5 protein-coding genes and 4 pseudogenes are annotated in these 7,021 nt (G+C 55.7%); 7 read left to right on the top strand and 2 right to left on the bottom strand.

Annotation, left to right across the window (positions count from 1 at the left end; all coding sequences use genetic code 11):
- The coding region (locus AC1ECN_RS37675; protein ID WP_477955923.1) for a calcium-binding protein at positions 1–1,111 on the top strand (1,111 nt) is incomplete at its 5' end.
- A gap of 228 nt (positions 1,112–1,339) precedes the next feature.
- Here AC1ECN_RS37675 and AC1ECN_RS37670 read toward each other — a convergent pair.
- Positions 1,340–1,914, bottom strand: a pseudogene (locus tag AC1ECN_RS37670) (DEAD/DEAH box helicase family protein).
- 404 nt (positions 1,915–2,318) lie between these two features.
- On the opposite strand from AC1ECN_RS37670, the pseudogene AC1ECN_RS37665 reads away from it, so the two are divergent.
- Positions 2,319–2,450: pseudogene (locus AC1ECN_RS37665) on the top strand (CopG family transcriptional regulator); the annotation flags it as partial.
- 18 nt (positions 2,451–2,468) lie between these two features.
- Here AC1ECN_RS37665 and AC1ECN_RS37660 read toward each other — a convergent pair.
- Entirely contained in the window at positions 2,469–2,966 is a 498-nt protein-coding gene (locus tag AC1ECN_RS37660; RefSeq protein WP_075223906.1) for a hypothetical protein, read from the bottom strand.
- Positions 2,967–3,164: 198 nt separating this feature from the next.
- On the opposite strand from AC1ECN_RS37660, the pseudogene AC1ECN_RS37655 reads away from it, so the two are divergent.
- From AC1ECN_RS37655 to AC1ECN_RS37635, 5 genes and pseudogenes are all read left to right on the top strand, one after another.
- A pseudogene (locus tag AC1ECN_RS37655) lies at positions 3,165–3,456 on the top strand (CopG family transcriptional regulator).
- 101 nt (positions 3,457–3,557) lie between these two features.
- A complete protein-coding gene (locus AC1ECN_RS37650; protein WP_197727197.1) occupies positions 3,558–4,175 on the top strand; it encodes a hypothetical protein in 618 nt (205 codons plus the stop codon).
- A 249-nt stretch (positions 4,176–4,424) separates the two neighbouring features.
- Positions 4,425–5,465, top strand: a pseudogene (locus AC1ECN_RS37645) (IS110 family RNA-guided transposase).
- A 316-nt stretch (positions 5,466–5,781) separates the two neighbouring features.
- Positions 5,782–6,114, top strand: a complete 333-nt coding sequence (locus AC1ECN_RS37640; RefSeq protein WP_130672544.1) for a thermonuclease family protein — start codon at positions 5,782–5,784, stop codon at positions 6,112–6,114.
- A 398-nt stretch (positions 6,115–6,512) separates the two neighbouring features.
- Positions 6,513–6,668 (top strand): hypothetical protein, encoded by a 156-nt coding sequence (locus tag AC1ECN_RS37635; protein WP_165406131.1) that lies wholly within the window; start codon positions 6,513–6,515, stop codon positions 6,666–6,668.
- Positions 6,669–7,021 lie beyond the last annotated feature (353 nt).

Raw genomic sequence — 7,021 nt, 5'->3', positions numbered from 1 at the left:
CGGCACGGCCGGCCAGGCCTCGGTMAGGACCGACGGCGGCAACGCTATGCCGAGCACGGCGAACGGCAACAAGCTCGGCATCGACCCGCATTTCGTGGGGGCAGCGAGCGACAACTTCCACCTCGCCTCGGGCTCGGCAGCGATCGACGGCGGAACCGCCAAGTACGGCGTCAGCTCGGTCGATCTGGACGACCACGCTCGCGTCGTTGGAACTGTCGATATGGGTGCCTACGAATCGGGCTCCAGCGCGGCACCGGGAACGCCGACGACGCCAACCACGCCGACGACGCCAACCACGCCAACGACGCCAACCACGCCGACGACGCCAACCACGCCAACCACGCCGACGACGCCAACCACACCGACGAAGGAAATCATCGGCACCAACGGCAACGACATCCTACCGCACACCGGCCAGTCCAACGGCGGCAACGAAACCTTCAAGGGTCTCGGCGGTAGTGACGTGTTGAAGGGCGGCGCCGGCGCGGACGTGCTCGACGGCGGTACTGGCAATGACACGGCCAGCTATGCGGGCTCCGACGCGGTCAACGTCAACTTGGCGACTAAGGCCGCATCGGGCGACCAGGCGACCGGTGACAAGATCGCCGGCATCGAAAACTTGACCGGCTCAAGCTACAACGACGTACTGACCGGCGGCAACGGCGGCGGCAACGTTCTCACTGGCGGGGCTGGCGCGGACAAGCTGGACGGCGGCGCCGGCAATGATGTCCTCATTGGTGGTGTCGGAAAGGACATTATGACCGGTGGCATCGGTGAGGATACGTTTATCTTGAAGGCACCGACGGAAACCGGGTCCGGCTTAAACCGCGACGTCATCACCGACTTCCAGCACGGCGTCGATAAGATCGACATCTCGGCGATCGATGCGAATGGCTCTGCGGCGGGCAATGGTACCTTCCATTTTCAGGCACAGGAGAATGCCTTGTTCGATCACAAGGCTGGCGCGCTCGCTTGGCACTATGACGACCACGCCGGATCCGCGAGCGATGTTACCGTTATCCAGGCCGACATGAACGGCGACGGCATTCATGACTTCGAGGTTCAGCTGAAGGGCCTCGTCCACCTGGGGGCAGGCGATTTTCTCCTGTAACGATAGCGTTGTGGCGGTCGTCCGATCGCCACAACACGCTGGCCGCAAAAGTCGGCTACTTCGGCGCGCGGATGAGGGAGCCCCATCCGCGCGCTGCGATTTTTCGACAGGCGTCAGCCGGCCTTTCGGGCCGGCTTTGCGTAAACCGATAGCTCGTCAGAACGCCTCACCTCCCGCCATCAGGCGTATCGACGATCGTAGCGCGAATAGAATCAACTCCGACGAATTTCAGGCTGACAGGTCGCCAAGGACCTTTAGAATATGCTCTCGGATCGCGATGGCCGTTTTTCCCGGTGATGCGGAAGTGACGTCGAGCACCAATGTGTTTGGGTGGAGTGGATCGAAAACCCCCGCCCTCCGACTGCGATCCCTCGAGGCTGCCACATCCGTGGATTTCAACCTTTGGCGTCGCTCGGGGTTCGAAACCCGGCGAGCTAGATCCTCTTCATCACACAGCAAACGCACCGGCACCAAAACGGCGTCGCAGGCTTCGGCAGCACCGGCGATCTGTTGAAAGGTACGAAGGCTCCGCTCATCACCCTCCAAGCCGGCAGCGTGAAAATGAAATTGGCGGACGGCGCGTAAGCGGTGATTGCATCAAGGACGGTTTGTCGAAATCGACCTGTAAACTCCCATATTCCCTTTGGAAGCGGGGCCGTTCCATCCTCATCCAGCAGACGCAGAATCGGATTGTTGACCCAGTGGTTGTCGACAATTTTTGCCGAAACCATGGCGCTCAACTCTTTCGCGATGGTCAACTTACCAACGCCCGGGAAGCCTATGAGCACGATGCGGACACCCATCTTTCGCGACACCTACATAGTTTTCGTTGATAATCATGTCGCCCGAAGACATCGCCGTAAATGCGTGTTCCAATCGGATAGACGGTCCACGGCCCAGCAACTTCGTTTTACGGAAGCCGCTCTACCTGTTTGGCCAACGGCATGCTGCATGGATGGACACTTGAAAAATGGCGACCCCTGCAGGATTGCCAAGAATCACAATTTATGCAGTGATTTCAGTGAATATGCTCGGATTTGAGGGGTAGTTTGACGCCATTGATTCCGCTGCGGAAATTTATCGACTGCCCCTCAGTTTCCTCACGTCCGGCGTATCGGTTAGACTGCGATTGCGGGCGGTTACCATCAAGGTAACCGCCGCGGATTGTCGCCGGCACGAGACATATGCGTGGAGCATTGAGGAGCCGATGACAACGCCCGATACCGCCACCCTCCTCGAGGACGCCGCCGACCGGATCGCAGATTTCTCGCGATCGGATCTTCAGATCATGCTCCGCCGCGCGGCGCTGCTGTTGCGCAGCTCTGGATCGATCGCGATCGGGCAATATCGAGAGCCGCTAATCAAACACTTTAGAAGGGGGCTGTTTTTTGATGCCGGCCGCGGCGATTAGCCAGAACAGTCCACCGGCGGCAATTCCGAATACAGCTATTTCTGTGAGCAATTCGGTAGTTTCCARCAACCCCCACCACGTCATCATTCCGTTTTGATAGGTGATGTGATCATTCGTGTAGGCCTTATCCGGGCCGAAAAATACAGTTAGGCATAACCACGGGAAGGTAGCAACGGAGGCCCCGGCCATCGCACAATTTGCAAGGGACGCCCTTACTCGTCCCCTGAAATAGAGTATCAATGGAATTCCCAAGGCAACAGTTGGCGGATAAGCACCGAAGAATGCGACGACTTCAGTTGTTTGGACAACGCGCTCCATCATATCCGGCAAGCCCTGATAGGCTGGGCTGTAAACCGCATATGCGAAGGATGCCGCCAAAGGCACTACAATTACCGCAACGGCAATTCTCCACCAGGGTGGAGATGCGAATGTTGTTACCGCCATGTGCACCTTGCCTAAACAGCCTACGCGGCAGAATTGCACGCGAAGGTGCGTATGACAACCGTCCGGCTCCCGCCTCTTCCTCGGAATAATGACGCGTACGCTTTTGACGACGGGGCAGAAGGTTAGCATCGTCTGTGGGTGCCTTCGCCACTCCGATATGCTAATCGGCTCAGAAGGACCTCAGGCGCCGGAGAAACCCTGACCATGCCCGATATGCCCACCCTCCTTGAAGACGCCGCCGATCGCATCGCCGACATTTCCCGGGCAGATCTGCAGATCATGCTGCGTCGCGCCGCCTTGCTCGTGCGCAACTCCGGTTCCATCGCTCTCGACGACGATACTGAAGAGGCCCTACGGAACGTCTCGAGCGAGCTGATGCTGACGCGAGAAGACGCCATCAGATATATCGTGCGGGAGTGAATGGAGAAGAAACACCTATCTGCCGGTGCACGAGTTCGACGAAGATGGAGAGGTCGACGGGAATGGTTGACGGGCGTTATGCTTGACAGACTCCGCCCACTCCCACTAAGACGCGCCCCGCCCCTTCGATTGGGTTTTTCAGGCATAGTTCGGGGCAAAGGCTGGACGTAAATGATTTTTAAAAGTTTAGCCGGGGTTGATCTTTTCTTTCGCCTTCAAAATCAGAACTTTATCAAACGATATGAGAGCCATATTAGCGGTCCGCCCCTCGATATGGCTGTTTTGTCTATGTCGATCTTGTTTCTTTGGCTGACCAGAGGAGGCGTACTGGATTACATCGCCCCGCACCTAAGATACTTGTTGGTTATTCTACCGAAATACCACTATGAACTGCCATGGCTGGCGGAGAACCATCCAGAACAGGTCGCCCTTTATACATGCCTTTCGTTTTCTCTGATCACATTTACGGTCGTGAAGACACTATTATTTTCGATTTATATCATTTCCTCCCGTTTGAGCCGAGAAATTATAGTTGCCGATCTAAAAAGAGTTGTGAAAGCGGACTTGGCATCCGTGCTCACCTTCGTTTCTTTAATTTTTCTCATTCCTTTGCCGATCTACGGTGCAGGCGCTTCGACAACAGTTGTCGGAAATGCGTATTCCCTCACCTTTTTCAATATACTTTTTCTAAAGATGCTGAGCGGTGGGATCTCGTCGACGGTTTTGCTGGCCAAGAGAATCAAAAGGCCGAACAGAAGGGATCAAGTGGAAGTTACTAGCAAAGACTGAGGGTGGCTGTTTGCCGATCGACGAGGCTGCCCGGTGTTGAACCTTAGCGTATGTCGTCCAACTCATAAACCGGCAGTTGATCAGCGGCTTCGCGCAGCCCCTTACAAGAAGCATGCCGCAGCTTGCCGTCGTCCGTCCCCCGCCGGCAGGCACAAGATCCTCGATCAGAGGCCGGCGCACCCTCTTGCCGTCGACGTGAAACAAACGACAAAATCCTCGCCGTTGTTCACCAACCTGAGGAGTTGTGTCGTGAAGAAAATAGCGACTATCGGACTGGATATAGCGAAGAACGTTTTCCAAGTGCATGCTGCCGACGCTGATGGCTCAAGGGTTTTCAATCGGAAAATAAAACGGGCAGACCTTCTCGAATTCTTCGCGAAATTGCCACCGTGCCTGGTCGGTCTCGAGGCCTGCAGTACCGCTCATCATTGGGCTCGCCGCATTGCCGAGTTCGGCCATGAGGTCCGTTGGTCCATCCAGCCTATGTGAAGCCCTTTGTGAAGCGGGGAAAGAGCGATTTCAATGACGCGGAAGCGATCAACGAAGCTTTGACGCGAAAGACGATGCGATTTGTCCCCGTCAAATCTGCTGAACAACAGGCATCGGGCATGATCTTCCGGGCGCGCTCCCTGGCCATACGCCAGAGGACGCAAGCGATTAATGCACTTCGGTCCCATTTGGCTGAACTGGGGGTCGCGACCGCCCAAGGTACAACTGGTTTGAAGGCACTTATCGCCATCGCAAACGATGAGCACGACGGCCGCATTCCGGCTTCCGCTCGCTTCGCCTTGCAGCAAATTCTTAAACAGATTGAGTTTCTGGGCGAACATCGCACGACTTGATCGCGAAATCCTAGCTCGAACGAAGAACGACGCCGATATCAAGAGACTCATGACCATCCCTGGCGTCGGGCCTATAATTGCAGTCGCCATCACAGCGCTTGCTCCTGACCTTAGTGGATTTAAATCGGCCCGCCATTTTGCGGCATGGATTGGCCTAACTCCGAAAAGTCATTCGAGCGGAGAGAGCCAGGCGCTGGGCAATATTTCCAGGATGGGAAATAGCCACCTCCGAACTCTGCTTGTAACCGGAGCAATGTCGGTTATTCGGAGCGCCAAAACAGCTGAACGAGTCTCTCCGTGGCTAGCAAAGCTTCGGAAGCGGCGCCCTTTTAAAGTGGCGGCAGTAGCATTGGCCAACAAGACCGCGCGAATAGTTTGGGCTCTGCTGATAAGGGGCGGCAATTACATCAAGCCTGGAGGCACCGTCGACGTTGGGACGATGGCGTGAGTTAATGCATCAATCGTCCTCAGATTACAGGTTGGTGAAACGCTAAGATGAAGACCTGTTGGAAACGACAAGAGCGAGCACGGAATACCGGAAGGGCGCAGGTGTTAAGCACAGGCATAATTGTAGGGCCGTTGCTCCGCGAAACGCACCATGGGCATGGTGGTTTGCTGACCACCGACAATGCCGCCGCAATGATGGCAGCGTTTCAATATGACAGGTCGGCACTTGTGTTTCATCGGCGGGTCGGTTCGCGAATGGATCGGCCCRCTTCGATCAAGTCTGCGCGGTCTTATCGGCCGAGCATGGGAGAAGGTTCATGTTTGCCGGACTGATTATTTCCGCATCGCTGAGCGGGCAGAACATGCGACTGCTGGGGGAAGGTATTCCGTTCGTCACGGGCATCGATACGCCGGAGATTGGATCGCACGCGAAGTGCATCAAGGAACGGAAGCTGGCGCTGATCGCCAAGGGAAGGTTGGAAGAGCTTTTGGCTGAAAAGGGATTGCGGATCGTATTGAGCGGCGCAGTCGACAAAACCCTGTCTCACCGTCCGCTCGTCAACATCTATCGGACGAACGGGGAAAAGATCGGGAAGAAACTGCTCACGGAAGGCTTCGCGCGCACCTGGAGCCCGAAGAGGCCGAACTAATGGTGCGACTGATTAAAGAAAATCTGTCGGCACGGGAACAATATGCTCTGTTGATCGTAAAACCTTCGGGCCGTGCGGAGATTCGTTACACTTCGCTATGCGACCCACCTCAACCTTAGCCCCGCTCCGTAGTGGGGCTTTTTTTGTGTCTGCGGTTTCGCCAGACTTGCAGCGCACCTTCGTGCGGCAGCGGTTTTGGAGGCATGCGAGGTGGATTGGTCATGCCGCCACTTCATCAGCAACGTCCCAAAAAGCAATTGCTTAATACGAGTTATTGACTTCGGCCAGCACAAGAACATTTAGCCAATCGCTCGACGGTAGACGATGGATCACTCGCAGATTTGCGAGTCGACGCGTCCTGGCTGCCGTGCTGTCTTCTTCGAGAAAAGGAGGCAACTATGAGATCATTTCATATGGCAGTGCAGGTTGACAGCTCCCTCTGGGCGGTCACCTTCGTTAGTGAATTTGGTTTCCACGAAACCAGGATCATGACCAGCGCCGAGTTCATCGAGATGATCTCGGGAGAAGCCCAGCTCGGTTGCTGGTTTCGATAAGGCTATCCAGTGTCAGGTCAAGATCAGCCTAAATGCAATTGGCGCGAGACGACAAGGACATCAGAACTTCACCGCTTTCGATGGTTGAACAATCTTTTGAAGTGGAACGCCACACACATCCCCTGGGTCAGAGCCCTCACAGAATTACGAGAGGCTGCTTGAATTGAATGGTCGGCCAAAGCATGAGAGATAGTCGGCAGCAGTGCGAGGCGTTCGCCAAGGGGGCGATTAATGCCCGACGAGGATAATGAGACATGGCTTTTGAACGCAGGCGGGCGCGTCATCGAAAAAATGGCTGCGGAGGATTATTCGTCGCTTACCGCTGTTGATCGCTTGACTTACTGCATATGGGC

The organism is Rhizobium sp. 01N447_2 (genome assembly GCF_056399245.1).
This window is presented reverse-complemented; position numbering and strand designations above follow the sequence as displayed.

Coding starts and splice junctions, on each gene's coding strand:
- AC1ECN_RS37635 (WP_165406131.1), top strand. CDS start 6,513: ATGAGATCATTTCATATGGCAGTGCAGGTTGACAGCTCCCTCTGGGCG.
- AC1ECN_RS37650 (WP_197727197.1), top strand. CDS start 3,558: ATGATTTTTAAAAGTTTAGCCGGGGTTGATCTTTTCTTTCGCCTTCAA.
- AC1ECN_RS37640 (WP_130672544.1), top strand. CDS start 5,782: ATGTTTGCCGGACTGATTATTTCCGCATCGCTGAGCGGGCAGAACATG.